The organism is Cyanobium sp. Aljojuca 7A6 (assembly GCF_024346455.1).
Classification (GTDB): domain Bacteria; phylum Cyanobacteriota; class Cyanobacteriia; order PCC-6307; family Cyanobiaceae; genus Cyanobium.
In genome coordinates, this window is record NZ_JAGQCY010000009.1 from 64,731 (window position 1) to 89,122 (window position 24,392).

Sequence of the window (24,392 nt, forward strand, 5' to 3'; positions counted from 1 at the left end):
GCGCAGGAGTAACTGTTGGGACCAAGACGCCGGGTGCTTGACGTCTGCGCCTTGGCGAGTATGGCGGGGCCTGAGCCGTCCCTGAGACCGGGGCACGCGGCTTCATGGCAGCCAGGGAGCCTCGGAGAAATCAGGATCCCGCTTTTCCAGGAAGGCGTTGCGCCCCTCCTGGCCTTCGCTGGTTCGGTAAAAAAGATGGGTGGCCTGGCCCGCCAGCTCCTGGATCCCGGCCAGGCCGTCGGTTTCGGCGTTGAAGGCGGCCTTGAGGCAGCGGATCGCCGTGGGGCTGTGCTGCAGCACCTCCCGCGCCCAGGCCACCCCTTCCCGTTCCAGCTCCTCCAGGGGCACCACGGCGTTCACCAGCCCCATGGCCAGGGCCTGAGTCGCGTCGTAGCGGCGGCACAGGAACCAGATCTCCCTGGCCTTGCGTTGCCCCACCACCCGGGCCAGGTAACCGGCGCCGAAACCGCCATCGAAGCTGCCCACCCGGGGCCCGGTCTGGCCGAAGACGGCGTTCTCGGCCGCCAGGCTCAGATCGCAGAGCAGGTGCAGCACCTGCCCGCCGCCGATGGCATACCCCGCCACCAAGGCGATCACCACCTTGGGCAGGCTGCGGATGATCCGTTGCAGGTCGAGCACGTTCAGCCGCGGCAGGCCGCTCTCGTCGAGGTAGCCGCCATCGCCGCGCACGCTCTGGTCCCCTCCGGCGCAGAAGGCCCAGACGCCATCGGCGGCCGGGCCTGCGCCGGTGAACAGCACCACGCCGATGGAGGGATCGTCCCGGACCCGGTTGAAGGCATCACAGAGTTCCTGCACCGTGAGCGGCCGGAAGGCGTTGCGCTTCTCGGGCCGGTTGAGGCTGATCCGGGCGATCCCATCGCCGCTGGTCTCCAAGCGGATGTCGCTGTAGTCGCCGGCACTGGTCCAGCTCGGCAGGGGCAGGGAAACGGGGGTCATGGGGGCGTGACCTGGGCTGCGGCCATTGTGCGCAGCCGCAGCCGCAGGGCGGCATCACGGCGCCGGTCGGTCGAGATCACCAGCAGTGCCATCGGTTGCTGCCGTGCCCAGGCCAGGTCGCTCTCCAGGGTGGCCAGGCCCTCAACCCGCCGGCCCGGCACCCCGTGCACCGCCGCCAGCGCCAGGGGATCCACCGGCTGGGGCATGGCGAACAGACGTTCGAAATCCATCGCCTCCGCCGGCTCGGTACGGATCGGCAACTGCTCGAAGATGCCGCCGCCGCCGTTGTCGATCAGCACCACGGTGAGGCGCCCCCGCAGCTGGCTCCGCCACAGCCAGCCGTTGGCGTCGTGCAGCAGGGCCAGATCGCCGCTCACCAGCACCAGGTCGCCCAGGGCCTCGGCCAGGCCGCAGGCGCTCGAGAGGGTGCCATCGATCCCCGAGGCCCCCCGGAAGCCGTGCATCGGCCGGGGTGGGGCGCCCGGGTGGCCAAAGCTTTCCCAGTCGCGCACCGGACTGCTGTTGGCCAGCAGCACCGGCAGCCCCGCCGGCAGCAGCCCGCTGAGCCGACGGGCCAGGGCTGGTTCGCCGTCCTCGCCCTCCAGCTCCTGCTCCAGCAGCGCCTGCACCGCCGCCTCCGCCTGGCGCCAGCGATCCGCCAGCGTCAGTGATTCCCATGCGGGCTTGCCCGTGGCGGTGGGCTGGGGTTGGCCCGCCAGCCAGGCCGCCAGGCCGGCGCCGCACTGGGCCCGCACCAGCCGGAGGGGATCGAGGGGGCGGCCGTCCCCTTCGCTCACCAGCACCTGGGGCCCGCTTTGGGCCGCCAGCCAGCGCTGCAGGCGACGGCTGGCCGGCAGGGGCCCCAGGCGCAACACCTGCAGGCCCCCGATCGCCGCTGCGCTGAAGGTCTCTTTCGCCAGGATCAGGTCGTAGGCCTTCACGGTGTCGAGCCCCGGCAGGCCCCGCAGGCTCGAGAGGCCATCGGCCAGCACGGGCCAGCCGCTGCGCCGTTGCCAGTCCCGCAGGGCCTGCACGTGGGCGGGCCAGGCGGCGGGGCTACCGCGCCAGGGGCCGGCCACCACCACGCCGGGACGATCCGGGTCCAGGGTCGCGGCCTCTCCGGTGGCCAAGCGGGGAGGCGCCGGCGGGTTGCCCAACGGGGCCGGGGGGGCGGCGCCCGCTGGCTGGCTGGAGAGCGAAGCGGCCAGGTGGGTCAGCTCCCCGCCGCTGGCATGCAGCGGTTCGGCGAAGGGCAGGTTGAGGTGGATCGGTCCGGCTCCGCGCCCGGCCCCATCCCCTTGGGCGGCGGCCAGGGCGGCGCTGGCAAGGGACTCCAGCTCCTTGGGTGCCATCGCCGCCAGCCCCTCGGGGGCGCCGCTGCCCAGCCAGCGGCAGCTGCAGGCCAGAAAGGCTTCCTGGTTGACGCTCTGGTTGGCGCCGCAGCCCTTGAGCTGGGCCGGACGGTCGGCCGTGAGCAGCAGCAGGGGCAGGCAGCCGAAATCGGCCTCCACGGCGGCGGGCAGCAGGTTGGCCACCGCCGTGCCCGAGGTGGTGATCACCGCCGCCGGCTGGCCGCTGCCCCGGCCCAGGCCGAGGGCGAAGAAGGCGGCGCTGCGCTCATCGATGGCCGTATGCAAGCGCAAGCCGCCTCTCTCCAGCAGGGCGGCGGCCACCGCCAGGGGCGCCGAGCGACTGCCCGGGCAGAGCACCGCATGGGCCAGGCCGCCAAGGCGCAGGGCACGCAAGAGCGTCAGGGCTGCCTGCACATTGGCCAGGGATGACGGGGGCCCGGCCAAAGGGGAGCTCCACTGTTCAGGATGGGGGAATCATCCTCATCGACGGCTTCGCCATGGCCAGCGGCCCCGCCATCGCCAAGCCCCCCTCCGGTCCCCAGGCTGGGGTCAGTGGGCTGCTGCAGCAAGCCGCCCGCCTGCTGCTCTGGGTGCTGCTGGCCCTGCTGCTGCGCTGGGCGGTGGTGGAGCCCCGCTGGATCCCCTCCGGATCGATGCTGCCGACCCTGCAGCTCCAGGACCGGATCCTGGTGGAGAAGCTCACACCCCGTTTCGGCTCCGGTGTGCGCACCGGCAGCATCGTGGTGTTTCATCCGCCGGCCCGGCTGCAGGAGGCGGGCTACGACCCGCGTACGGCCCTGATCAAGCGGGTGGTGGCGGTGGCCGGCGATCAGGTGGAAGTGAAAGACGGCCAGCTCTGGCGCAATGGCAGCCCCGCCGAGCCGGACTGGGCCAGCGAACCGATGGCCTATGCCCTGGAGGCTTTCGTGGTGCCCGCCGGCGAGGTGCTGGTGCTGGGGGACAACCGCAATGCCAGCCTTGATTCCCATCTCTGGGGGCCCCTGCCGGAGGCCGATCTGATCGGTACGGCCATCTGGCGCTACTGGCCCCTCGCCCGGTTCGGTCCGGTTGGGTTCTCCTCTCCCCACGCAGGGGAAGCCCCATGAAGGACTGCGTTAGGGTGCGTGTCGTGTTGCAGCGCACACCGGAGGGCAAATGTTCAACCCGGAGTTCCTGACCGCCGATAATGAGGCGATCAGCGACAATTCGCTGATTCAGTACCTGCAGGAACAGTCTCCGGACGTGCTGCAGAGGGTGGCCCGCTCGGCCACAGGCGACATCCAGGACATCATTCGCCACAACGTCCAGGGGCTGCTCGGCATGCTCCCCGGCGAGCAGTTCGAGGTGAAGATCCAGGCCAGCCGTGACAGCCTCGCCGGCCTGCTGGCCTCGGCGATGATGACCGGCTACTTCCTGCGCCAGATGGAACAACGCATGGAACTGGAATCGGCCATGCTCGGCAGCGGTGGTTTCGAGGCCGGTCTCGACGACGATCCCGGCGAGCTGGAGCTCTAAGCCCTGGGCTCTTGTGGCTCGGGAGTCTCTCCCGGTACCAACCCCAGGCGCACCAGGGTGTTGTCGATCCCGGCCAGAGTTTGCCAGGACCCTTGATCAGGCGCCCACTCCCCCGTCTCGATCCGGTCCGCCAGGGCGGTGAGCTCCGCCGCTGAGCTGGCCACGGGGGCCTCATGGTGGGCCGGCACCACCCAGCGCAGATCCTTCAGGCCAGCCAGCACACGGATCCAGGCCACCAGGGCGGCGCGCTGGCGGGGGAACACCAGCCGCTCCAGCACCGCCGCCACCTGCAGCCTGCTGCGGCCCCCAGGCGTCAGGGCCTCGAAGTCCTCCTGCCAGCCAGGCAACCAGCGGAACGGATAAAAGCCGAAATGGGCCCTGCCGCCACGGCACCCCGGTGCCAGGCAATGGCGCAGCACCTCGCCCAGGGGCGGCACCTCCAGGGGCCTGGGCCGCAGATAGGTGGCGAACAGCACCATCCGCCACCAGCCCTTGCGCCGCCGATCCGGATCGTCCAGCAACGGCTCATCGCCCCGCTCACGGGCATGGAACAGCAGTGGTGTGGGATCGAGATCAAACACCGCCGGAGGCTCGTGCGGAATCGCCACCAGGGCATCGGTGAGCAGCAGGCTGCCGCTGGCCCGATCGAAGCAGGCGATCTCCAGGAAGGTGCCCAGCCCCAGATCAAGAGGCCCCAGCGGCAGCCAGTCGAGCTGGTCGCCGTGGGGCACCCCATCGCTCAGCAGCACCCGGGTGCGGGAGGCGGGGAACCCCAGCCAGGCGGGCGGCAGCGGCAGCGGGAAACTCCACTGCTTCGGCGTTACCCACACCTGGGCCGCAGGAAAGGCCCGGGCCATGGCCGGCACGGGCAGCTTGTGCTCCAGGCCCGATGCGGTGGGCAGCACGATCGTGCACACCCGCCCGTAGCGCTCCTCCAGCTGGTGCAGCTGGGTCCTCACTTCGGCGGTGGGCGCCACCGGGGCATAGAGCAGCAGCCCTTCGCTGACCCGCAGCACCAACATGCGGATCGGCACCGCCACGTACCAGACCCCCTGCACTTGCTCGAAGCTCCAGAGCCGCTCGGCAATCAGCTCTCGCACCAGGGTGCGGCGGCGGCCATAGGGGTAGAGGGGCAGCAGGGGCCACCAGGACCAGCGTTGGTCGGCGGGCGAGGGCGTAGCAGCGAAGTTGGCTGTTTCGCTCACGCGGACGGGAAGCGCGAGGCCCGTGGGGAACGGCGCCGTTGGGCCAGCAGGCCATGGCGGGGCGCCAGCAGGAAGCAGAGCAGGAATAACAGCGTCTGCACGAGCACGATGCATCCGGCGGTGGAGGCATCCATCCAGTAACTCCAGTAGATCCCCACCACGCTGGAGATCACCGCCGACAGGATCGAGAGCCACACCATGCGGTCGAAGCGATCGGTGAGCAGGTAAGCGGTGGCTCCCGGGGTGACCAGCATCGCCACCACCAGGATGATCCCCACCGTCTGCAGGCCGGCCACCGCCGCCAGTGACAGCATCGACAGCAGCAGGTAGTGAAGAACGCCGGTGTGGATGCCGATCGAGCGGGCGTGGGTGGGATCGAAGCAGAACAGGAGCAGGTCCTTGCGCATCACCAGCAGCACGGTCAGCACCAGCAGGCTGATCACCACCGTCTGGAGGATGTCGGAGGAGCTGATGCCCAGCACGTTGCCGAACAGGATGTGGGACAGGTCGATGCTGCTGCGCACCTTGGAGATGAGCGTCAGGCCGAGGGCGAAGAAGCCGGTGAACACCAGCCCGATCACGGTGTCCTCCTTGATCCGGGTCATCTGCTTGATGAAGCCGATCAGGGCCACCGAGCCGACGCCGAAGACAAAGGCCCCCACCGCGAAGGGCAGATTCAGGGCGTAGGCGATCACCACGCCGGGCATCACCGCATGGGACACCGCATCACCCATCAGGGCCCAGCCCTTGAGCGTCATGTAGCAGGAGAGCAGGCCGCAGACACAGGAGACCAGAGTGCTGACCAGCAGGGCCCGCACCATGAACTCCTGCTGCAGGGGTTCGACCAACCAGGTCAGCAGGGTGGTCATGGCGCCTGCGGATCGGGGTCCATGGCTGTCGCCGACTCCGCCTCCAGCCGCAGGCCACCGAAGGTCAGCGCCAGGTTCTCGCTGGTGAACACGGAGGCGGTCTCGCCATAGGCGAGCACGGTCTTGTTGATCAGCACCACCTGGTCGCAGAAGCTGGTGACATGGGAGAGGTCGTGGGTGGAGATCATCAGCGTGCGCCCCTCGCGACGGAACTGCTCGAACAGCTCGATCATCAACTTCTCGGTGCGGATGTCGACGCCGTTGAAGGGCTCGTCCAGCAGCATCACCGAGGCGCCCTGGGCCAGGGCCCGCGCCAGGAAGGCCCGTTTGCGCTGGCCGCCGGAAAGGGCTCCGATCTGGCGGTCCCGCAACGGCCAGAGCTCCACCCGATCCAGCGCCTCCTTCACCGCCACCCGGTCGACCGGCCGCGGGATGCGCAGCACATTCATGGCGCCGTAGCGGCCCATCATCACCACCTCATGGACGTTGACCGGAAAGTTCCAGTCGACGCTTTCGGTCTGGGGGACATAGGCCACCGCCTTGGCCCGGCGGGCCTGGTGCAAGGGCAGACCATTGATGGCGATGCTGCCGGCCGTCGGGCGCACGAAGCCCATCAGGGCCTTGAACAGGGTGGACTTGCCGGCCCCGTTCATCCCCACCAGAGCGCAGATGCTGCCGGCATCGAGATGCAGGGACGCGTCGTGGACGGCCACCACCCCGTGGTAGTCGACGCAGAGATGGCGAACCGAGATGCGCTCGTTGGCGCTGAGGTGAGGAAGGCGCGAGGGCATCGGTTCAGCTCCCCGCCAGACCCGCTTGCAGGATCCTTACGTTATGACGCTGCATCTCCAGCAGGTTGGGGGCAGGACCGTCCGGCAGGGAGAGGGAATCGACATGGAACACCCCCCCGAAGCGGGCCCCCGACTGCCGGGCCACCTGCTTCTGGGGCTCAGCGCTGACGGTGCTCTCGCAGAACACCGCCGGCACCTGGCGCTCCTTCACCAGGGCGATCAGGCGGGCCATGCGCTGGGGGGTGATCTGGGATTCGGCGTTCACCGGCCACAGATAGGCCTCGGTGAGGCCGTAGTCGCGGGCGAGGTAGGAGAAGGCCCCTTCACAGGTGGCGAGCACCCGCTGGCGGGGGGGGATCTGGCCCAGGGACACCTGCAGCTCCCTGTGGAGCGCGTCCAGCTGGGCGTTGTAGCGCTCGGCGTTGCGGCGGAAGGTCGCCTCGCCGGCGGGGTCGAGCCGGGTGAGGGCCAGGCGGATGTTTTCCACATAGACCTTCGCCAGCCGCGGGGACATCCAGGCATGGGGGTTGGGCTTGCCCTGGTGGGCGTCACTGGCGATCGGCAGGGGGGCGATCCCTTCGGTGAGGGTCACATGGGGCACATCCCGGAGGCTGGCGTAGAAGCGCTGGGCCCAGCGCTCCAGCCCGAAGCCGTTCTCCAGCACCATCTGGGCCCCCGAAGCCCGCTTCAGGTCGCTGGGGGTCGGCTCGTAGCCGTGAACCTCGTCGCCCAGGCGCGTGATCGATTCCACCCGTACCCGCTCGCCGGCCACCTGGCGGGTCATGTCCGCCAGGATCGTGAAGGTGGTGAGCACCAGGGGCCGCCCGTCCGGGGCCGTGCCTGCCTCCTTGGTTCCGGAGGGCGTTCCGTTCTCCGCCGGCCTGGGGTGACAGCCGCTGGCCAGCAGCGGCACGACAAGGGCGGCGCCCAGCAGAATTCTCCTCAGACGTTCGCGGAGGCCGCTTGGGTCCTGGGCATTCGTGCGGAGCAGAGGCATTCGGATGTGGGTCAGTGAGAAAGCTTGCTGTGAACATTTTGGCGGTTGTTACCCCCGATCGTTGGCCGGCCCAAGCCAAAGAAAAGCCCCCTCTGCAGAGGGGGCCAAGGGATGGATCGCCTGGCCACGGGAGCCGGACCGATCCCTGGATCAGCCGATCGCCGGGGCGCGCAGGGCGACGGGAATCGACTGGGTCGCGGCCAGATCGAGCGGGAAGTTGTGCGCGTTGCGCTCGTGCATCACTTCCATGCCCAGACCGGCACGGTTGAGGATGTCGGCCCAGGTGTTGATCACCCGGCCCTGACCGTCGAGGATCGACTGGTTGAAGTTGAAGCCGTTCAGGTTGAAGGCCATCGTGCTCACGCCCAGGGCGGTGAACCAGATGCCGACCACCGGCCAGGCCGCCAGGAAGAAGTGCAGGCTGCGGCTGTTGTTGAACGAGGCGTACTGGAAGATCAGGCGACCGAAGTAGCCGTGGGCAGCCACGATGTTGTAGGTCTCCTCTTCCTGGCCGAACTTGTAGCCGTAGTTCTGCGACTCGCTCTCGGTGGTTTCACGCACCAGGGAGCTGGTGACGAGCGAACCGTGCATGGCGGAGAACAGGGAGCCACCGAACACACCCGCCACACCCAGCATGTGGAAGGGGTGCATCAGGATGTTGTGCTCAGCCTGGAACACCAGCATGAAATTGAAGGTGCCGCTGATGCCGAGCGGCATGCCGTCGGAGAAGGACCCCTGGCCGAAGGGATAGATCAGGAACACCGCGAAGGCCGCCGAGAGGGGGGCGGAGTAGGCGACGCAGATCCAGGGGCGCATGCCCAGGCGGTAGGAGAGTTCCCACTGACGGCCCATGTAGGCCGAGATGCCGATCAGAAAGTGGAAAACCACCAGCTGGTAGGGGCCACCGTTGTACAGCCACTCATCGAGGCTGGCGGCTTCCCAGATGGGGTAAAGGTGCAGACCGATGGCGTTGCTGGAAGGAACAACGGCGCCGGAGATGATGTTGTTGCCTTGGATCAGGGAGCCGGCGACAGGCTCGCGGATGCCGTCGATGTCGACGGAGGGGGCCGCGATGAAGGCGACGATGAAGCAGATGGCGGCAGCCAGCAGGCAGGGGATCATCAGCACACCGAACCAACCGACGTAGATGCGGTTGTTGGTGGAGGTGACCCAGCCACAGAAGCTTTCCCAGCTTCCGGAGCGGCCGCTGCGGAGGGCAGTGGTCATGGAAGTAAGACGGGTGTAAGAGGAGAGATACCTCCCCAAGGGAGGTCGATTCACATTAAGTAACCCCTCCCTGGATCGGACCGGAGCGCAATGATCCTTCAGCCAATCGTGTTGGAGCGCAATGAAAAGTGATGAAGAGACTTCATGAATAATCGTTATGAGCTGGCTGGCAGGGAGCCGGTCCCCGGAGAAGCCAGTTGCTGGCCGAGCCAGTCGCGTCCCTGCTGCAGAAACCCGGGCCAGTCGAGCTTCTCCGCCTCGGCCGCCCGCGCCACCAGCAGCGGCGCCTCCCGCTTGATCCGCTCCAGGTCCGGCGCCTCGACGCCAGCCGAGAGGGCCAGCACATCGGCCATGGCATGGCACACCACCCGGGTCAGATAGGCCGCGCTCAGGGCCTGGAGAGCCCCGCCCACCAGCCAGGTGGCGCCATGCAGGCGCACGGCCGCCACCAGGGCCTGGCTGCTCCACTCCACCACCCCCAGCAGCAGCGAGGCCTTGGCCAGTTCGACGGCGGCGGCCTTGAGCTGCTCCACGCTCCAGGGGCAATCCCAGAGCCGGGCCATCTCCTGGAGCATCAGACCGTTGGCCGCCGCCAGCACCACCAGATCCATCGAGGGAACGGGGGCGGCAAACACCCCCGCCGCCACGGCCCATTGGGTGCGTTGCTGCAGCTGCACGAGTCGCTGCCGGCGCAGGAGCTCCAGCTCCGCTTGCCAGTGGCGGTGGAGATCTTCGCAGCGCCGCAACGGTGTGGCCCGGCGCAGGGCGGCACCTTCGCTGCCGAGCCAGCGGGCCAGGGGCTGCAGGCTGGCCGTCAGGGCGTCGGGACGGCCGTCCCAGCTCAGCACCCGCTCGGGGGCGGTGGCGGGCCACTGGGACACCAGTTCGGCCACCAGAGCCTGCGGGTCGCAGGGAGCCTCCGGTTGGACCAGCAGCCAGACGGGCTGACCCTTCGGCACCGCTTCCAGCCAGCGCAGATCGGCGGCCCGAAGGGGGGTCACCAGGTGGAACAGCACCACGTCAGCGGCGGCGAGGCCGTCCGGCCAGCGGCGCTCCCGGCTCACCGCCGGCAGGGCTTCGCCCCAGCGCAGGCTCAGGGCCAGACGGCCGCGCAGGGACCGCTGCAACTGGGGTGCCCAGGCGGCGTCAGGGACCACGGAGCCCACCAGGGCCAGATGCAAATCGGTTCGGGTGCCTTGTTCGCGCAGGGCGGTCAGGCCCTCGCGGCGTCGCGCCTGGGCCTGCCCGGGCTCGCCTTCCAGCCGTTCGAACTGCAAGAGGAGATCGTCGCAGCGCCGTAGCCAGGCCTCGAAGCTGCTGGGCAGCCGCGGCGTTGCCAGCCGGGTGGGCCGCCGGCCCAACCACCACCAGCCCGCCGCGATCCCCGCCAGCCCCATCAGGCCCCATCCTTCTCCGGGCAGTGACCGCAGGATGAACTCGCCCCCCAGCACCCCTCCGGCGAGCATCAGAGCTTGCCTGCCCCAGCCGGCGGACAGCAGCGACGACAGCGACGAGGACAGTGCGGCTGGGGGCAGTGGGTCCTGGGGCATCACGGGTGGCTGCCGGCGGCGTTGCCTCTCTAGCTCAGAAGTGACGGGGCTCACACCCCCGACCCCCTCTCCCTTAAGCCAAGGCCCCTGCAGACCCCGGCAGGGCGCAGCATGATGGCTGATGTCGTCCGGATCTGCTCCGTGCCGTCTTCCGATGACCGTGCCGGCCTGGCAGCAACGCTGGACGGCCTGTTTCTTCTGGACGACCAGATGGCGGAGCTGCGCCGCGCCCATGCTGAGCTGCGCCGCAGCGATCACTGGCACGGCGGCCTGCCGGTGCTGCTGCTGGAACGCTGCTGGCTGCGCCTGAGCCGTGTCTCGGTGGAGCATCTCGCCCAGCGGCTGCCCCCGGATTGCAGTCAGGAGGCCCCCGAGCTCTGCCGGTACCGGGAGCTGGTGGCGGCCGGTCGCTCGCCGTGGGAAGCCGAGCGGCTCTGCTGGGAGGACTTCGGCGCGGAGGCCTGCCGGGAAGCCCTGCGCAAATTCTGGGCCGCCCAGGAACGGGGAACCCAGGGCTGGACCCTGGAGACCTATCTCGACCTTCTCCAGCAATACCGCCTGCGCTTCGCCCAGGAGGGCCCCCGGCCCGTGCCTTTGCTGGTGCTGGCCCGGCGGGAGGGCACGGCGCGCCTCGGCAGGCATCGGCTGCTGTGGCTGGTGCCCGAAGCGGCCGGCGGCCGGCCGTCGATGCGCGACACTTGCCCCTGATTGCAGGCTGCGGCCATGGGCGACGACACCAACACCCCTCTTCCCGTGGGCTCCGGCCGTGGGGACTCCCCCGAGCGGGGCGGCCGTTCGGGGCCGAACCGGGAGCCGGGTGGCTTCCGCATCCGTCTGAGCGACAACGAGCTGCAGGCGGCCCGCGCCCTGCAGGACGCCTTTGGCCTGCGCTCCACCGTGGCGGTGCTGGGCTTTGCCCTGCGCACCCTTGCCGACCAGCTGGAGAAGGGGCAGCTCGAGGCCCTGGTCGCCGAGAGCCGGGCCCAGGCGGGCTCCCGCGCTCCGGCCCCCCGTGGGGGTGGTGAGCCCCGCCGCGTCATCGGCGGTGACGGCCAACCCCGCTCCGGCGGCCGAGGCGGCCAGGGTGGTGCCCGGATTGATCCCTTTGCCCGGCCCAGCAAGCCGGTGGTTCCGGTCGAGGTGAGTGAACCCGAAGCCCCTGCCGAAGAGGAGGCCCCGGATTCCGCCAGTGAGGCCCCGGACGCCGTCTCCGATCCTGGTGAAGCCCCCGTAGCCGCTTCCGAACCCGAGGTCGACGCCACTCCGGACGCGTGAGCCAGCCCAGCACTGCGCCGGCACGGCCCCGGGTGCTCTCCGGTGTGCAACCCACCGGTGCTCTGCATCTGGGCAACTGGCTCGGGGCCATCCGCAATTGGGTGGATCTGCAGGACAGTCACGAGACCTTCTTCTGTGTGGTCGACCTGCACGCGATCACGGTGCCCCACGATCCGAAGCGCCTGGCCGAGGACACCCTCACCACCGCCGCCCTCTACCTGGCCTGCGGCATCGACCCGCAACGGGCCACCGTGTTCGCCCAGAGCCAGGTGAGCGCCCACAGCGAGCTCTGCTGGCTGCTCAACTGCGTCACGCCGCTCAATTGGCTGGAACGGATGATCCAGTTCAAGGAGAAGGCGCTCAAGCAGGGCGACAACGTCTCTGTCGGCCTGCTGGATTACCCGGTGCTGATGGCCGCCGACATCCTTCTCTATGACGCCGACCTGGTGCCGGTGGGGGAAGACCAGAAGCAGCACCTCGAGCTGGCTCGCGACATCGCCCAGCAGCGCATCAACGCCCGCTATGCGCCGGATCCGGAGCAGCCGATCCTCAAGGTGCCCGAGCCCCTCATCCTGAAGGAGGGGGCGCGGGTGATGAGCCTCACAGACGGCAGCGCCAAGATGAGCAAGAGCGATCCCAACGAGGGCTCCCGCATCACCCTGCTGGACCCCCCCGAGCTCATCACCCGCAAGATCAAGCGGGCCAAGACCGATCCGGTCATGGGCCTGGAGTTCGGCAATCCGGAGCGCCCGGAGGCCGACAACCTGCTCGGGCTCTATGCCCTGGTGTCCGGCGTCGGCCGTGAGCGGGCGGCGGCGGAGTGCGCCTCAATGGGCTGGGGTGGCTTCAAGCCTCTGCTGACGGAAGCCACGGTGGAAGCCTTGCGGCCCGTGCAGCAGCGCTACGTCGAGCTGCGCAGCGATCCCGCCACCCTCGAGGCGGTTCTTCGGGACGGGAAAGAGCGGGCTGCGGCCGTGGCCAGCGCGACACTGCAGCGGGTGCGCAGCGCCCTGGGATTTCTGGCTTCGAATTGAAGCGAATTGATTCCCTGGTGGCAAGGTGCCGCCGGAAAGCGTGAATCAATCGTTATGTATTCATCACGACAACTGATGGTTCGCCCTGGGTGTAGGGCATCTTGTGGGATGTCTGGCCGCCTCTGGCTGGCACCTGAGGACTGCCGCCCATCCCCCGCTCCTGACTGAAGTTTTCCTGAGTGCCGGTCCCGCTGATCGGTGTTGCAAGCACGTCAGAACCCGTTCTGTCCAGTACGGGCGCAGGGGTCTCGCCTTCGGGGGCTGTCCCTGAGCAGGGTCAGGGTCCCCTGACGACCGCTTGCCCTTGCGACGACCCTTCCTGCCTCCGCCGCCGCCGCATCAGCATGGCCCGCTGGCTTTGGTGTTGTTGCTGATGCTGCCGATGCTGCAACGACCGGTCGCGCCAGTCCCCCAACCAGTGGCCCCGGCAGCGGCCCAATCAGCGGCCAGGCCCATCGCCCAGCCGGCGCTGGCGGCGGCCACCGGCCCCTATGGGGTCACCCCCGAGCGACGCGCCCTGCTCAACACCATCCGCTTCGCCGAAGGCACCTGGATCGGTGGCAGCCAGGAGGGCTATCGGGTGCTCTACGGCGGTGATCGCTTCGGCGATCTCAGCCGTCATCCGGACATCGTCGTGCGGCGCCGCTATGCCAGCGCTGCCGCCGGTGCTTATCAATTTCTTCCCACCACCTGGGACCAGGCCGCCGAGGAGCTCCAGCTCAGGGATTTCCGTCCCGCCAGCCAGGATCAGGCGGCCTTGCACCTGGTGCAGGAACGGGGGGCGCTGCAAAGCTTCGATCGCCATGGCCTCACGGCCGAGGTGTTGGCCCGGTTGGCGCCGGAATGGGCCTCCCTGCCGACCCTCGAGGGCGTCAGCCATTACGGCCAGCCGGTGAAAGACCGCCGTGAGCTGCAGAAGTTTTACCAGCGGGAGCTGGAACGGCTGCGCCGTCTCACCAGCGCCTGAGCCGGTTCAGGGCTCCCGGTACACCACGCGGCCCCGTTCGTCATTGCCCACATCGAGCAGATGGTTGAGCAGCAGCCGCTCGACCTCAGCGCTGACCACGCTGCTGTTGGCCTGGGCGGGTAGCTGGAGCTCCAGCAGCGCGTCGTTGAGGGTGAAGCCAGCCTTGCCGGCCCGACGGGCGAGTTGCAGCAACTGCCGTTCGATCGGCGGGTAAGACGCCGTGTCGCTCTCCGCCAGGGCCTCCTCCAGCAGCAGGGACTGGTTGGCCTGCCGCACCATGTCGGGCACCAGCACCAGGTCCAGCAGCTGGCCGATGCCGCAGAGCCCGAAGGTGAGCAGCCAGAGCGTGCCGCTCAGGGGTTTGCGGTTGTAGAAGCGCTGCAGCCCGCACAGCCCCACCAGGCAGGTGCACCACAACAGATAGCTGAGCGCCACGCTGCGCCTCTCGGACGCAGGGTTGAGCGCCAACCCCGCGGGACGGCTGGGGAGTGGCCGCTGTTGTGGGCTCTGGACGGGTCCTGGCGTGGGTCGGGCAGCCATCAGGGTGCTCAGCACCCCCAACTTAGGGCCGCTGCCGGGCCTGGATACCATGCCTCTAACAGGTGCCCTCCATGACGTCCGCGCCCCCTTCGCCGGTGCCACCGGCCTCCAGCCCCGTCCCCTCCGGTGGCGCCGCTCCCGATGGCGCCGCCATGGTGCTGCCGAAAACAAGTCAAAGCCCCCAGTTGCTGCGGATTCGCCACTCGATGAGCCACGTGCTCGCCATGGCGGTGCAGAAGCTCTTTCCCCTGGCCCAGGTCACCATCGGTCCCTGGACCGAGAGTGGCTTCTACTACGACTTCGACAACCCGGATCCCTTCACCGAGGCCGATCTCAAGGCGATCCAGAAGGAGATGGGCAAGATCATCGCCCGCAAGCTGCCCTTGGAGCGCATCGAGGTGAGCAGGGAGGAGGCGGAGCGCCGCATCCGGGGCCAGAACGAGCCCTACAAGCTGGAAATCCTGGCCGGACTGACCGAGCCGATCACCCTGTACACCCTGGGAGACCAATGGTGGGACCTCTGCGCCGGTCCGCATGTGGCCAACACCGGCGAACTCCACCCCAAGGCCTTCGCCCTTGAGAGCGTGGCCGGCGCCTATTGGCGCGGCGACGAGAAACGCGCCCAGCTGCAGCGCATCTATGGCACCGCCTGGGAGACACCGGAGCAGCTGGCGGAGCACAAGCGGCGCAAGGAGGAGGCCCTGCGCCGCGACCACCGGCGCCTCGGCACCGACCTCGACCTCTTTTCGATCGAGGAGGAAGCCGGCGCCGGCCTGGTGTTCTGGCATCCCCGCGGCGCCCGCATGCGGCTGCTGATCGAGGACTTCTGGCGCTCGGCCCACTTCGAGGACGGCTACGAGCTCCTGTACACCCCCCACGTGGCCGACCTCAGCCTGTGGAAAACCTCGGGCCACCTCGACTTCTACAGCGAGAGCATGTTCGGGCCGATGGCGGTGGACGAGCGGCAGTACCAGCTCAAGCCGATGAACTGCCCCTTCCATGTGCTCACCTATGCCAGCCGGTTGCGTTCCTACCGGGAGCTGCCGATCCGCTGGGCTGAACTCGGCACGGTGTATCGCTACGAACGGCCTGGGGTGATGCATGGGTTGATGCGGGTGCGCGGCTTCACCCAGGACGACGCCCATGTGTTCTGCCTGCCGGAGCAGATCTCCGATGAAATCCTGCGGGTGCTCAACCTCACCGAGCGCATCCTCTCCACCTTCGATTTCCGCAGCTACGAGATCCATCTCTCCACCCGTCCGGAGAAGTCGATCGGCGAGGATGCCGTCTGGGAGCTGGCCACCGCCGGCCTGGTCGAGGCCCTGGAGCGCAAGGGCTGGGCCTACAAGGTGGATGAGGGGGGCGGGGCCTTCTATGGCCCCAAGATCGACCTCAAGATCGAAGACGCCATCGGTCGGATGTGGCAGTGCTCGACCATCCAGCTCGACTTCAACCTGCCGGAACGCTTCGATCTCAATTACGTGGCGGCCGACGGCAGCCGCTCGCGGCTGATCATGATCCACCGCGCCATCTTCGGATCCCTGGAACGCTTTTTCGGCGTGATGGTGGAGAACTATGCCGGCGATTTCCCCTTCTGGCTGGCCCCCGAGCAGGTTCGGCTGCTGCCGGTCACCGACGACGCCCTCCCCTGGGCCGAGGAGCTCAAAGGCCTGCTGGCGGCCGCCGGCATCCGCGCCGGTATCGACCACAGCGGCGATCGGCTCGGCAAGCTGATCCGCAACGGCGAACAGATGAAGATCCCGGTGCTGGGGGTGCTCGGTGCCCGTGAAGCGGAAACCCGCAGCGTCAGCCTGCGCAGTCGTCGTCAGGGGGATCTGGGCAGCGTGGCGGCCGACGCCCTGGTGGCCGCCGCTTCGGCCGCGAATGCCGGCCGGCTGGCCACCCTGGCCCTGGCATGAGCCTTCTGCTGGCGGGCGACATCGGCGGCACCAAGACCCTGCTGAGCCTCTGGCGCTCGGGCGCTGACCGGCTCGAGCTGCTGCTGGAGGAGCGGTTTGTCTCGGCGGCCTGGGAGGACCTGGCCCCGATGGTGCGCCACTTCCTGGCCGGCGCCCGAGCGGTCGCCGAAGGCCCACCGGAGGCCGCCTGTTTTGCCGTGGCCGGACCGGTGCAAGGGGGGCAGGCCCAGCTCACCAACCTCCCCTGGCGGCTCGATGCCGAGGCCCTGGCCCGCGGTTGCGGTCTGCCGGCGGTGGAGCTGGTCAACGACTTCGCCGTGCTGATCTACGGCCTGCCCCATCTCCAGCCTGGCCAGGTGGCGCCCGTGCGTGATGGTCGCCGCGACCCGCAGGCGCCGCTGCTGGTGCTGGGGGCTGGCACCGGCCTGGGGGTGGCCATGGGCCTGCCCAGCGCCGCTGGTCTGCGGGCCATCCCCAGCGAAGCGGCCCATGGGGAATTCGCCCCCCGCAGCCAGCAGGAATGGGAGCTGAAGCAATGGCTCAGAGACGATCTGTCCCTGGAGCGGGTGTCGATCGAGCGCGTGGTGAGCGGCACTGGCCTGGGCCATGTGGCCCGTTGGCTCCTGCGTTGCCGCCACCCTGACGGTGACCATCCCCTCAGCGAGCACGCCCGTCTCTGGAGCGCGGCCGGTGATGGGCCTGCCCAGTCCGACCTGCCCGCTGAGGTGGCGATGGCCGCCGCCGCCGGCGACCGTCTGGCGGCCGACGCCCTCGACCTGTGGCTCGGGGCCTACGGCAGCGTTTGCGGCGATCTGGCCCTGGCCGCCCTGAGCCGGGGCGGGCTCTGGCTGGCCGGCGGCACGGCCGCCAAGCTGCTTGACGGCCTGCGCTCGAGCACCTTCCTGGAGCCCTTTCTGAACAAGGGGCGCCTGCGCCCCACCCTGGAGCCCGTGCCCATCACTGCCGTGGTGGATCCGGCGGTGGGGAGCTTCAGCGCCGCCTGCCGCGCCCGGATGCTGCTGGGCTGAGTCCAGCACAGCAAAGGGTCGGCTGCAACACTGAGCCCAACGACAGTTCACCTATGGTTCGGCCCCAGATTGGCCAGGGGGTGGTGGTGGAGGTTCCGGCCACCACCGCCAACATCGGCCCAGGATTCGATTGCCTCGGCGCCGCCCTGGCCCTCGGTAACCGCTTCGAGCTGCGGGTGATCGAGGGGGGAGGCGAGCGTTTCGAGCTGATCATCGAGGGCCCGGAGGGGGCCCACCTGCGTGGTGGCCCGGACAACCTCGTCTACCGCTCCGCCCAGCGGGTCTGGCGTGAGGTGGGACTGGAAGCGGTGGCGATCGAGGCCCGGGTGCAGCTGGCCGTGCCTCCTGCCCGGGGTCTGGGCAGCAGCGCCACGGCCATCGTGGCGGGCCTGATCGGCGCCAATGCCCTGGTGGGAGAGCCGCTCAGCCGGGAGAAGCTGCTCGAGCTGGCCATCGACATCGAGGGCCATCCCGACAATGTGGTTCCGTCCCTGCTCGGTGGGCTCTGCCTGACGGCGCGGGCCGCCTCCCATCGCTGGCGGGTGGTGCGGTGCGAGTGGAACCCACTCGTGAAGGCCGTGGTGGCGATTCCGACGATCCGGCTGAGCACCAGCGAGGCGCGCCGCGCCATGCCCCGCAGCATCCCGATCAGCGATGCGGTGATGAATCTGGGGGCCCTCACCCTGCTTCTGCAGGGGCTGCGCACGGGCAATGGCGATCTGATCGCCGATGGCATGCACGATCGCATCCACGAGCCCTACCGCTGGGGGCTGATCCAGGGGGGGCGTGCGGTGCGGGAGGCCGCCCTGGAGACCGGGGCCTGGGGTTGCGTGATCAGCGGCGCCGGCCCCAGCCTGCTGGCCCTGGCTCCTGCCGACCGGGCCGAGGCGGTGGGGCAGGCCATGACCGGTGCCTGGCAGGGGGAGGGGGTGAGCAGCCACAGTGCCGTGCTCGGACTTCAGGAGGGCGGCAGCACCTGGGAACCCCTGGTCGAGGCTGGCCGCCCACAGGTCATCGCTGCCGACTAGAACAGCGCTGTAATGAGTACAACTACCCAGCTGATAAGCTCTGCGCCCCAGGGGCGCCCTGCCGCCGAGGTCGAGTCCCCCGTCATACTTCCTGCCTGGAGCACCGCACAGTGATGGACGCCAGCCTGCCGCTTTCGCTCGCGTCCTCTACGTTTCCCGCCGGACTCTCTGAAGCTGCCGGATTTCCCTGGCTGAGCCTCATCGTGCTGCTGCCGGCCACCGCAGCCCTGTTGATGCCCCTGCTGCCCGGCGACGGCAGCGACCCCCGCCTGCCCCGCACCGTTGCCCTAGGTGTTCTGGGCGTGGATTTTGCCCTGATCCTTTGGGTGTTCGCCCGTCATTTTGATGGCGGTCTCAGCGAGCTTCAGCTGGTGGAGCGGGTGTCCTGGGTGCCGGCCCTCGGTCTGGAATGGTCCCTGGCCGCCGATGGGCTCTCGGCCCCCCTGGTCGTACTCAGCGGACTCGTCACCCTGCTCTCGGTGGCGGCCAGCTGGAACATCCGCCTCAAGACACGCCTTTATTTCGGCCTGCTCCTGGTCCAGGCCACCGCCCAGAGCCTGGTGTTCCTCTCCCAGGATTTCCTGCTCTTCTTCCTGGCCTGGGAGCTCGAACTGGTGCCGGTGTATCTGTTGATCGCCATCTGGGGCGGCAAGCAACGCCAGTACGCCGCCACCAAGTTCATCCTCTACACGGCCACGGCCTCCCTGCTGATCCTGATCAGCGGGCTGGCCCTGGCCCTTTCCGGCGACAGCTTCACCCTCAACCTCAGCGAGCTGGCGGCCCGCTCCCCGGGCGGCACCTTCGGCCTGCTCTGTTATCTGGGCTTTCTGGTGGGCTTCGGCGTGAAGTTGCCGATGTTCCCGTTGCACACCTGGTTGCCCGATGCCCACGGCGAGGCCAACGCGCCGGTGTCGATGTTGCTGGCGGGGGTGCTGCTCAAGATGGGCGGCTATGCCCTGCTGCGCTTCAACGTGCAGATGCTCCCCGAGGTGCACCTGAGGCTGGCGCCGGCTCTGATCGTGCTCGGGATCATCAACATCATCTACGGCGCGCTCAACGCCTTCGCCCAGGACAACGTCAAGCGCCGCATCGCCTGCAGTTCGGTGAGCCACATGGGCTTCGTCCTGCTGGGGATCGGCGCCATTGATGCCCTCGGCATGAGCGGCGCCATGCTGCAGATGATCAGCCATGGTCTGATCGCCGCAGCGATGTTCTTTGTCACCGGCGTCTTTTACGAGCGCACCGAGACCCTTTCGATCCCCAACATGGGTGGTCTGGCCAAGGTGCTGCCAATCACCTTCGCCTTCTTCCTGGCCAGCTCCCTGGCCTCCCTGGCCCTGCCGGGGATGAGTGGCTTCATCAGCGAGATCACCGTGTTTCTTGGGGTCACCTCCTACGAGGGCTTCACGGTCGGCTTCCGCGTCATCGCCATCTTCCTGGCTGCCATCGGCCTGGTGCTCACCCCTGTGTACTTGCTCTCCTTGTGCCGGCGCGTCTTCTTCGGTCCCCGGATTCCGGCCCTGGCGGTGGTGGGCGACATGAAGCCCCGGGAGCTGCTGATCGGCCTCAGCCTGCTGGTGCCCACCCTTGTGATCGGTTTCTGGCCGCGGGTGGCGATCGACCTGTATGAAGCCAGCACCAATGGCCTGGCTGCCGAGCTGGCCAACCAGGGGGCCGTGGCCATGGGACGGTTGGCCGCCCTCGGCTGACCCGCACCCTGGTCCGGGGTGGGCTGAAATGGGACCTTCCTCCGCAGCGGCCGCCCGGCGATGACCAGCACCCTCCAGAGCCCCCCTGCCCTGCTGGCCGGAGAGGGACTGCCCCGCTTCGAGGCCATCACCCCGGATCAGGTGAGGGCCCACATCCCCGAACTCCTCAACGGCCTGCAGGCGGAGCTGGATCGGGTCGAGGCTGATCTGGCGGCGGCGACGTCCGCCGCAAGGCCCCTCACCTGGGCCGAAGTGATGGATCCCCTGCATCGCCTGGGGGAACGGCTGCGTTGGAGCTGGGGGGTGGTGAGCCACCTCAACGGCGTCTGTAACAGCACGGAACTGCGGGAGGCCCACGCCAGCCAGCAGGCGGCGGTTGTGGCCTTCGGCAACCGTTCCGGCCAGAGCCGGGTGCTCTACGAGGCCCTGCGCCGCCTGCAGAGCCAGGGGGGGCTGGATGCCACCCAGGAGCGGATCCTCACGGCGGAACTGCGGGACATGGAGCTGCGGGGCGTGGGCCTCGAGGGCGCCGCCCAGGAGGCCTTCAACGCTGCCAGTCAGGAGCTGGCGGAACTGGCCACCGCCTTCGGCAACCGCGTGCTGGATGCCACCAACAGCTGGACCGTGAAGCTCACCGATCCGGCCGAGGTGGAGGGGTTGCCCGAGAGCCTCAGGGAGCAGCTGGCCCAGGCCGCCCGCGATGCCGGCGATGGCCAGGCCACGGCCGCGGCTGGGCCCTGGCTGCTGGGGCTCGACATGCCCCGCTTCGGCCCGTTCCTGAAGTACAGCCGCCGCCGCGACCTGCGGGAGATTGCTTACAAGGCCCACGTGAGCCGAGCTTCGGGAGAATCCGATGGCAACTGGCCCGCGATTGAGCGGATTCTCACCCTGCGCCGTGTGCAGGCCCACCAGCTCGGCCATGGCTCCTGGGCCGAGGTGAGCCTGGCTTCGAAGATGGCCGGTTCGGTGGCCGAGGTGGAGGCCCTGCTGGAGGACCTGCGCACCGCTGCCTACCCGGTGGCCCTGCTGGAACTGGAGGCGCTGCGCGCCTGTGCGGCCCGGGAGGGGGCGGCCGAGGCAGGGGACTTCAAGCCATGGGACGTGAGTTTCTGGGCCGAGGTGCGGCGCCAGCAGGCGTTCGACCTCGACAGTGAGGCCCTGCGGCCCTGGTTCCCCCTGCCCCGGGTGCTCGAGGGCCTGTTCGGCCTTTGCGACCGCCTGTTCGGCCTCCATATCCACCCCGCCGATGGCGAGGCGCCCGTCTGGCATCCGGATGTGCGTTTCTTCCGCGTCGATGACGCCGCCAGCGGCGAGCCCCTGGCGGCCTTCTATCTGGACCCCTACAGCCGGCCGGGCAGCAAGCGCGGCGGCGCCTGGATGGATGAATGCCTGGTGCGTTCGCTGGATGCCTCTGGGCAGCCCGTGCTCCCCGTGGCCTACCTGGTCTGCAACCAGAGCCCACCCGTGGGTGACACCCCCAGCCTGATGACCTTCGAGGAGGTGGAGACCCTGTTCCACGAATTCGGCCACGGCCTCCAGCACATGCTCACCACGGTGGAGCGTCCCCAGGCGGCCGGCATCAACAACGTGGAATGGGATGCGGTGGAGCTGCCCAGCCAGTTCATGGAGAACTGGTGCTATGACCACGCCACCTTGATGGGGATGGCCCGCCACTGGCAGAGCGGCGAACCGTTGCCGGAGGTGGAGTTCGCCAAGCTCCGGGCCGCCCGCACCTTCATGGGGGGTGCCGCCACCCTGCGCCAAGTGCACTTCGCCCTCACCGACCTGCGTCTCCACAGCCAGTGGACCCCGGAATGCGGCCAGACGCCCGAACAGCTGCGCCGCGAGATCGCCGCCACCACCACCGTGCTGGAGCCGATCGAAGAAGATGCCTTTCTCTGCTCCTTCGGCCACATCTTTGCCGGCGGCTATTCCGCCGGCTACTACTCCTACAAGTGGGCCGAGGTGCTCAGCGCCGATGCGTTCAGCGCCTTTGAAGAGGTGGGCCTGGAGAATGAGGCGGCGATCCAGGCCACCGGCCGCCGCTTCCGCGAGACGGTGCTCAGCCTCGGCGGCAGCCGCCACCCCGGCGAGGTGTTTGAAACCTTCCGGGGCCGGGCTCCCAGCCCGGAGGCCCTGATCCGGCACTCCGGGCTGGGAGCCGCTGGCGGCTGAGGGTGGGGGCCCCTCGAGGCTCAGTTCGCGCAGGCGCTGGAGATGGAGTGCATGGTCTGAACCTGACCGGGTGCCAGAGCGAAGTTCAGGTCACCAGCGGAGCTGGGGACTGTGATCCGCATGGCCATGCCGTCTTCAGGGATGGGATTGAGGCAGCCAGCGTTGAACTGGGAGGAACCCACGGGGATGGTGCCACCGGCGCTGCTCAGCAGTTCCTGGCTGAGGTTGTCCAGGCTCCAGGCTTGCTTCGCTCCGTCACTCATCACCGTGGGGCGAGTGTGGTTCAGGTTCAGTCCGACCGTCTCGGCGTTCAGTCTCAATCGCAATCCGGAAGGAGAATTGATCTCGGAACGTTCAAACAACACGGCACCCAGCTTGTGACCTGAGCCGTCGTGGAGAAACCAGTTTCCGGTGTCATCGGCCATCGCCGCCGATGGGGTGAACAGGGGGGCGAGCACAAGCAGCCCCACGGCCATGATCCAGGCACTTCCCAGGATGCCAATACGGCGCCACTGATGTGCAAATCCCTGTTTCGTAGCGGCAATGAATGGTTCCATTGCCTTGACCTGAGTTGTGGACGTTTCCAACCTGACCGCAACATCAGATCCGTCATGGCGGCAATTCACCCCCTGACGATGGGCCCGATAGCGTTAAAGTGATCCCGAAAAAAATGTTTCTCAAGGAATCTGAGCATCTGCGGTTGGCTCCCCTGAATCGGCTGATCGATGGCCTTGGTTGATTCGCCTGTTCAGGGTTGAGTCCAGATCATCGCTTGGGCGATGACCGTCCATCAGGGTGCCCTGCTGGGGACGGCTACCACCCATCCTTGCCTGTCCCGCGCCTCAACAACGTGCCAGCGGCCACCATCCCGAGGATGGTCAGCAGAGCCAGTGGAACGAACACATGGTTGTAGCTGCCAAACAGATCACGGGTGCGTCCGGTCACCAGCGTTCCGATCAAGGCACCGACGCCATAGGCCGTGAAAACAATCCCATAATTCTGCGCATAACGATCAGGCGCAAAGAAGCGCAACGTGATCGTGGGAGCCATTGCCAACCATCCCCCCAGGCAGAACCAGAACAGGCAGAAGGAGAGGAGATAGGTCCCAATCTGTCCACTGCGCGCCTGGATCATCAAAAGGCAGGCCACGAAACTGATCGTATAGGAAAAGATCGCGACATAGTGGGGCTTGAAGCGATCGCTCAACCAGCCAAACAAGGGACGACTGATCCCATTGAAGACAGCAAACAACGACATGCTGCTGGCCGCCACAGCTGGATGAATGCCGATGAGCTCCTCTCCAACGGAGCTGGAGATGCCGATCGCACTCAACCCTACGAGCGTCCCAATGACGTAGCAGATCCACAGGCCATAGAAGGATCTGTTCCTGAAAAGGCTCGTCGGATGATGGGGAGCTGAGGCGAACGCTGGCTGGGCAAGGACTGGCTGGGGCTGCCAGGCCTTGGGTGGCAGCTTCATGGTGAAGGACAGGGCCACGATGATCACCATCATGGCGATGCCAAGAAGGCGCAGGGTGGGCCTCACCGTGTAGGTCTCGATGAGGTGGTTGGCGAGGGGGGCGGTGATCAGTGGGGAGAGCCCAAAGCCAACGATCGTCAGTCCAACGGCCAACCCTTTCTTATCAGGAAACCATCGTGAGACCACCAGAATCGGAACCCCATAAACAATGCCAATCCCTGTCCCTCCAATGATTCCGTAGCTGACAACAAGCCCTCCCACCTGGTTGGCAAAGCTCGAAAGAACGTAGCCAAGGCCAACGATGATGCCGCCGATGGCTGTCGTCAGGCGGGTGCCCAGGCGGGGCAGATAAAAGCCAGTCACGGGCATCAGCGCTGCATAGAACACCAGCACGACGGTGAACGGCATCAGACTTTCCGTCGCGCCCATCCCCAGTTCCTGCTCCAATGGGGTTCTGAAAAGGCTCCAGGAATACACACTGCCCAGACAGAGCAGGATCACCATGCCCAGGGGAATCAGGAGCCATCGCCCTTGGCTGGCGGGCCTTCCCAGGAGCATGACCTGGCCCTCAGGCTGAATCGTCAGGTTCATTGGGTACCGCAAGAACGTGGGCAGAGCGGCTGATCGGGCTGCTTGTGCTGTTGCGTCACAAGTGATGTCTATCCCGCGTCCAGAGGACGATTGAGGGGCGTCGTAACATTTCCAGCCCACTTGGATCAAGGCTAAACCGGTTCTGTTATTCCATCCGCAACAACCTGGATGGACTTGTCGGGAT

Annotated in this window: 22 protein-coding genes; 11 read left to right on the top strand and 11 right to left on the bottom strand. The window is 68.0% G+C overall.

The features are described 5' to 3' along the window. Window positions 1-102: 102 nt before the first annotated feature. The gene (gene menB / locus KBY95_RS09525) at window positions 103-957 is read right to left on the bottom strand and encodes a 1,4-dihydroxy-2-naphthoyl-CoA synthase (RefSeq protein WP_254964756.1); all 855 of its coding nucleotides are present in this window, start codon (window positions 955-957) and stop codon (window positions 103-105) included. Further along, window positions 954-2,723: a 2-succinyl-5-enolpyruvyl-6-hydroxy-3-cyclohexene-1-carboxylic-acid synthase gene (gene menD, locus KBY95_RS09530; protein ID WP_254964757.1), complete on the bottom strand. Its 1,770-nt coding sequence runs from the start codon at window positions 2,721-2,723 to the stop codon at window positions 954-956. Before menD ends, menB begins: the two co-directional genes overlap by 4 nt. An 83-nt stretch (window positions 2,724-2,806) precedes the next feature. Here menD and lepB point away from each other — a divergent pair, with 83 nt between their 5' ends. Both lepB and KBY95_RS09540 read left to right on the top strand, forming a co-directional pair. Then, window positions 2,807-3,415, top strand: coding sequence for a signal peptidase I (gene lepB / locus KBY95_RS09535; protein WP_254964758.1), 609 nt, complete (start codon window positions 2,807-2,809; stop codon window positions 3,413-3,415). Window positions 3,416-3,464: 49 nt separating this feature from the next. Next, window positions 3,465-3,824, top strand: a complete 360-nt coding sequence (locus KBY95_RS09540; protein ID WP_254964759.1) for a DUF760 domain-containing protein — start codon at window positions 3,465-3,467, stop codon at window positions 3,822-3,824. Here KBY95_RS09540 and KBY95_RS09545 read toward each other — a convergent pair. The 6 genes from KBY95_RS09545 to KBY95_RS09570 all read right to left on the bottom strand — a co-directional run bounded on the left by KBY95_RS09545 (window position 3,821) and on the right by KBY95_RS09570 (window position 10,463). After that, window positions 3,821-5,029: a DUF4336 domain-containing protein gene (locus KBY95_RS09545; protein ID WP_254964760.1), complete on the bottom strand. Its 1,209-nt coding sequence runs from the start codon at window positions 5,027-5,029 to the stop codon at window positions 3,821-3,823. The two genes, KBY95_RS09540 and KBY95_RS09545, sit on opposite strands and share 4 nt — an antisense overlap. After that, entirely contained in the window at window positions 5,026-5,898 is an 873-nt protein-coding gene (locus KBY95_RS09550) for a metal ABC transporter permease (RefSeq protein WP_254964761.1), read from the bottom strand. The genes KBY95_RS09545 and KBY95_RS09550 overlap by 4 nt, the downstream gene beginning before the upstream one ends. After that, window positions 5,895-6,689, bottom strand: a complete 795-nt coding sequence (locus KBY95_RS09555; protein ID WP_254964762.1) for a metal ABC transporter ATP-binding protein — start codon at window positions 6,687-6,689, stop codon at window positions 5,895-5,897. The genes KBY95_RS09550 and KBY95_RS09555 overlap by 4 nt, the downstream gene beginning before the upstream one ends. 4 nt (window positions 6,690-6,693) lie before the next feature. Beyond that, entirely contained in the window at window positions 6,694-7,686 is a 993-nt protein-coding gene (locus tag KBY95_RS09560) for a metal ABC transporter substrate-binding protein (protein ID WP_254964763.1), read from the bottom strand. Window positions 7,687-7,836: 150 nt separating this feature from the next. After that, the gene (gene psbA, locus KBY95_RS09565) at window positions 7,837-8,913 is read right to left on the bottom strand and encodes a photosystem II q(b) protein (protein WP_254951264.1); all 1,077 of its coding nucleotides are present in this window, start codon (window positions 8,911-8,913) and stop codon (window positions 7,837-7,839) included. 155 nt (window positions 8,914-9,068) lie between these two features. After that, window positions 9,069-10,463 (bottom strand): YcjF family protein, encoded by a 1,395-nt coding sequence (locus tag KBY95_RS09570; RefSeq protein WP_254964764.1) that lies wholly within the window; start codon window positions 10,461-10,463, stop codon window positions 9,069-9,071. Window positions 10,464-10,604: 141 nt separating this feature from the next. On the opposite strand from KBY95_RS09570, the gene KBY95_RS09575 reads away from it, so the two are divergent. The 4 genes from KBY95_RS09575 (at window position 10,605) to KBY95_RS09590 (ending at window position 13,739) form a co-directional block, all read left to right on the top strand. Continuing rightward, complete coding sequence (locus KBY95_RS09575; protein WP_254964765.1) at window positions 10,605-11,171, top strand: hypothetical protein; 567 nt, start codon at window positions 10,605-10,607, stop codon at window positions 11,169-11,171. Window positions 11,172-11,186: 15 nt separating this feature from the next. Continuing rightward, complete coding sequence (locus KBY95_RS09580; RefSeq protein ID WP_254964766.1) at window positions 11,187-11,738, top strand: hypothetical protein; 552 nt, start codon at window positions 11,187-11,189, stop codon at window positions 11,736-11,738. Then, window positions 11,735-12,772: a tryptophan--tRNA ligase gene (trpS, locus tag KBY95_RS09585; RefSeq protein WP_254964767.1), complete on the top strand. Its 1,038-nt coding sequence runs from the start codon at window positions 11,735-11,737 to the stop codon at window positions 12,770-12,772. The genes KBY95_RS09580 and trpS overlap by 4 nt, the downstream gene beginning before the upstream one ends. Before the next feature lie 304 nt (window positions 12,773-13,076). After that, the gene (locus KBY95_RS09590; protein ID WP_254964768.1) at window positions 13,077-13,739 is read left to right on the top strand and encodes a glycoside hydrolase family 104 protein; all 663 of its coding nucleotides are present in this window, start codon (window positions 13,077-13,079) and stop codon (window positions 13,737-13,739) included. A gap of 6 nt (window positions 13,740-13,745) precedes the next feature. On the opposite strand, the gene KBY95_RS09595 is transcribed toward KBY95_RS09590, so the two are convergent. Continuing rightward, window positions 13,746-14,174 (bottom strand): TM2 domain-containing protein, encoded by a 429-nt coding sequence (locus KBY95_RS09595; RefSeq protein WP_254964769.1) that lies wholly within the window; start codon window positions 14,172-14,174, stop codon window positions 13,746-13,748. Between the two features lie 176 nt (window positions 14,175-14,350). Between KBY95_RS09595 and thrS the strand changes: the two genes are divergently transcribed. The 5 genes from thrS to KBY95_RS09620 all read left to right on the top strand — a co-directional run bounded on the left by thrS (window position 14,351) and on the right by KBY95_RS09620 (window position 22,138). Then, on the top strand, window positions 14,351-16,198 hold the full coding sequence (gene thrS, locus KBY95_RS09600) for a threonine--tRNA ligase (protein WP_396095010.1): 1,848 nt from the start codon (window positions 14,351-14,353) through the stop codon (window positions 16,196-16,198). Further along, a complete protein-coding gene (gene glk / locus KBY95_RS09605; protein ID WP_254964770.1) occupies window positions 16,195-17,226 on the top strand; it encodes a glucokinase in 1,032 nt (343 codons plus the stop codon). The genes thrS and glk overlap by 4 nt, the downstream gene beginning before the upstream one ends. Window positions 17,227-17,279: 53 nt before the next feature. Further along, window positions 17,280-18,254 carry a homoserine kinase gene (gene thrB, locus KBY95_RS09610; RefSeq protein WP_254964773.1) on the top strand — a complete coding sequence of 325 codons (975 nt, stop codon included), beginning with the start codon at window positions 17,280-17,282 and terminating at the stop codon, window positions 18,252-18,254. A 113-nt stretch (window positions 18,255-18,367) separates the two neighbouring features. Then, window positions 18,368-19,963 carry an NAD(P)H-quinone oxidoreductase subunit 4 gene (locus KBY95_RS09615; RefSeq protein WP_254964774.1) on the top strand — a complete coding sequence of 532 codons (1,596 nt, stop codon included), beginning with the start codon at window positions 18,368-18,370 and terminating at the stop codon, window positions 19,961-19,963. 60 nt (window positions 19,964-20,023) lie between these two features. Beyond that, complete coding sequence (locus KBY95_RS09620; RefSeq protein WP_254964775.1) at window positions 20,024-22,138, top strand: M3 family metallopeptidase; 2,115 nt, start codon at window positions 20,024-20,026, stop codon at window positions 22,136-22,138. Window positions 22,139-22,158: 20 nt separating this feature from the next. Here the strand turns inward: KBY95_RS09620 and KBY95_RS09625 are convergent, their stop codons facing one another. Beyond that, the gene (locus KBY95_RS09625; protein ID WP_254964776.1) at window positions 22,159-22,725 is read right to left on the bottom strand and encodes a DUF3122 domain-containing protein; all 567 of its coding nucleotides are present in this window, start codon (window positions 22,723-22,725) and stop codon (window positions 22,159-22,161) included. 226 nt (window positions 22,726-22,951) lie between these two features. Next, window positions 22,952-24,121 carry an OFA family MFS transporter gene (locus KBY95_RS09630; protein WP_254964777.1) on the bottom strand — a complete coding sequence of 390 codons (1,170 nt, stop codon included), beginning with the start codon at window positions 24,119-24,121 and terminating at the stop codon, window positions 22,952-22,954. Window positions 24,122-24,392 lie beyond the last annotated feature (271 nt).

What these genes read in the sequence shown, in the direction of transcription:
- thrS (WP_396095010.1), top strand. Translation starts at nt 14,351, where the DNA reads ATGACGTCCGCGCCCCCTTCGCCGGTGCCACCGGCCTCCAGCCCCGTC.
- psbA (WP_254951264.1), bottom strand. Translation starts at nt 8,913, where the DNA reads ATGACCACTGCCCTCCGCAGCGGCCGCTCCGGAAGCTGGGAAAGCTTC.
- glk (WP_254964770.1), top strand. Translation starts at nt 16,195, where the DNA reads ATGAGCCTTCTGCTGGCGGGCGACATCGGCGGCACCAAGACCCTGCTG.
- KBY95_RS09630 (WP_254964777.1), bottom strand. Translation starts at nt 24,121, where the DNA reads ATGGTGATCCTGCTCTGTCTGGGCAGTGTGTATTCCTGGAGCCTTTTC.
- KBY95_RS09570 (WP_254964764.1), bottom strand. Translation starts at nt 10,463, where the DNA reads ATGCCCCAGGACCCACTGCCCCCAGCCGCACTGTCCTCGTCGCTGTCG.
- KBY95_RS09555 (WP_254964762.1), bottom strand. Translation starts at nt 6,689, where the DNA reads ATGCCCTCGCGCCTTCCTCACCTCAGCGCCAACGAGCGCATCTCGGTT.
- KBY95_RS09620 (WP_254964775.1), top strand. Translation starts at nt 20,024, where the DNA reads ATGACCAGCACCCTCCAGAGCCCCCCTGCCCTGCTGGCCGGAGAGGGA.
- thrB (WP_254964773.1), top strand. Translation starts at nt 17,280, where the DNA reads ATGGTTCGGCCCCAGATTGGCCAGGGGGTGGTGGTGGAGGTTCCGGCC.
- menB (WP_254964756.1), bottom strand. Translation starts at nt 957, where the DNA reads ATGACCCCCGTTTCCCTGCCCCTGCCGAGCTGGACCAGTGCCGGCGAC.
- KBY95_RS09580 (WP_254964766.1), top strand. Translation starts at nt 11,187, where the DNA reads ATGGGCGACGACACCAACACCCCTCTTCCCGTGGGCTCCGGCCGTGGG.
- KBY95_RS09560 (WP_254964763.1), bottom strand. Translation starts at nt 7,686, where the DNA reads ATGCCTCTGCTCCGCACGAATGCCCAGGACCCAAGCGGCCTCCGCGAA.
- KBY95_RS09550 (WP_254964761.1), bottom strand. Translation starts at nt 5,898, where the DNA reads ATGACCACCCTGCTGACCTGGTTGGTCGAACCCCTGCAGCAGGAGTTC.
- KBY95_RS09615 (WP_254964774.1), top strand. Translation starts at nt 18,368, where the DNA reads ATGGACGCCAGCCTGCCGCTTTCGCTCGCGTCCTCTACGTTTCCCGCC.
- lepB (WP_254964758.1), top strand. Translation starts at nt 2,807, where the DNA reads ATGGCCAGCGGCCCCGCCATCGCCAAGCCCCCCTCCGGTCCCCAGGCT.
- KBY95_RS09540 (WP_254964759.1), top strand. Translation starts at nt 3,465, where the DNA reads ATGTTCAACCCGGAGTTCCTGACCGCCGATAATGAGGCGATCAGCGAC.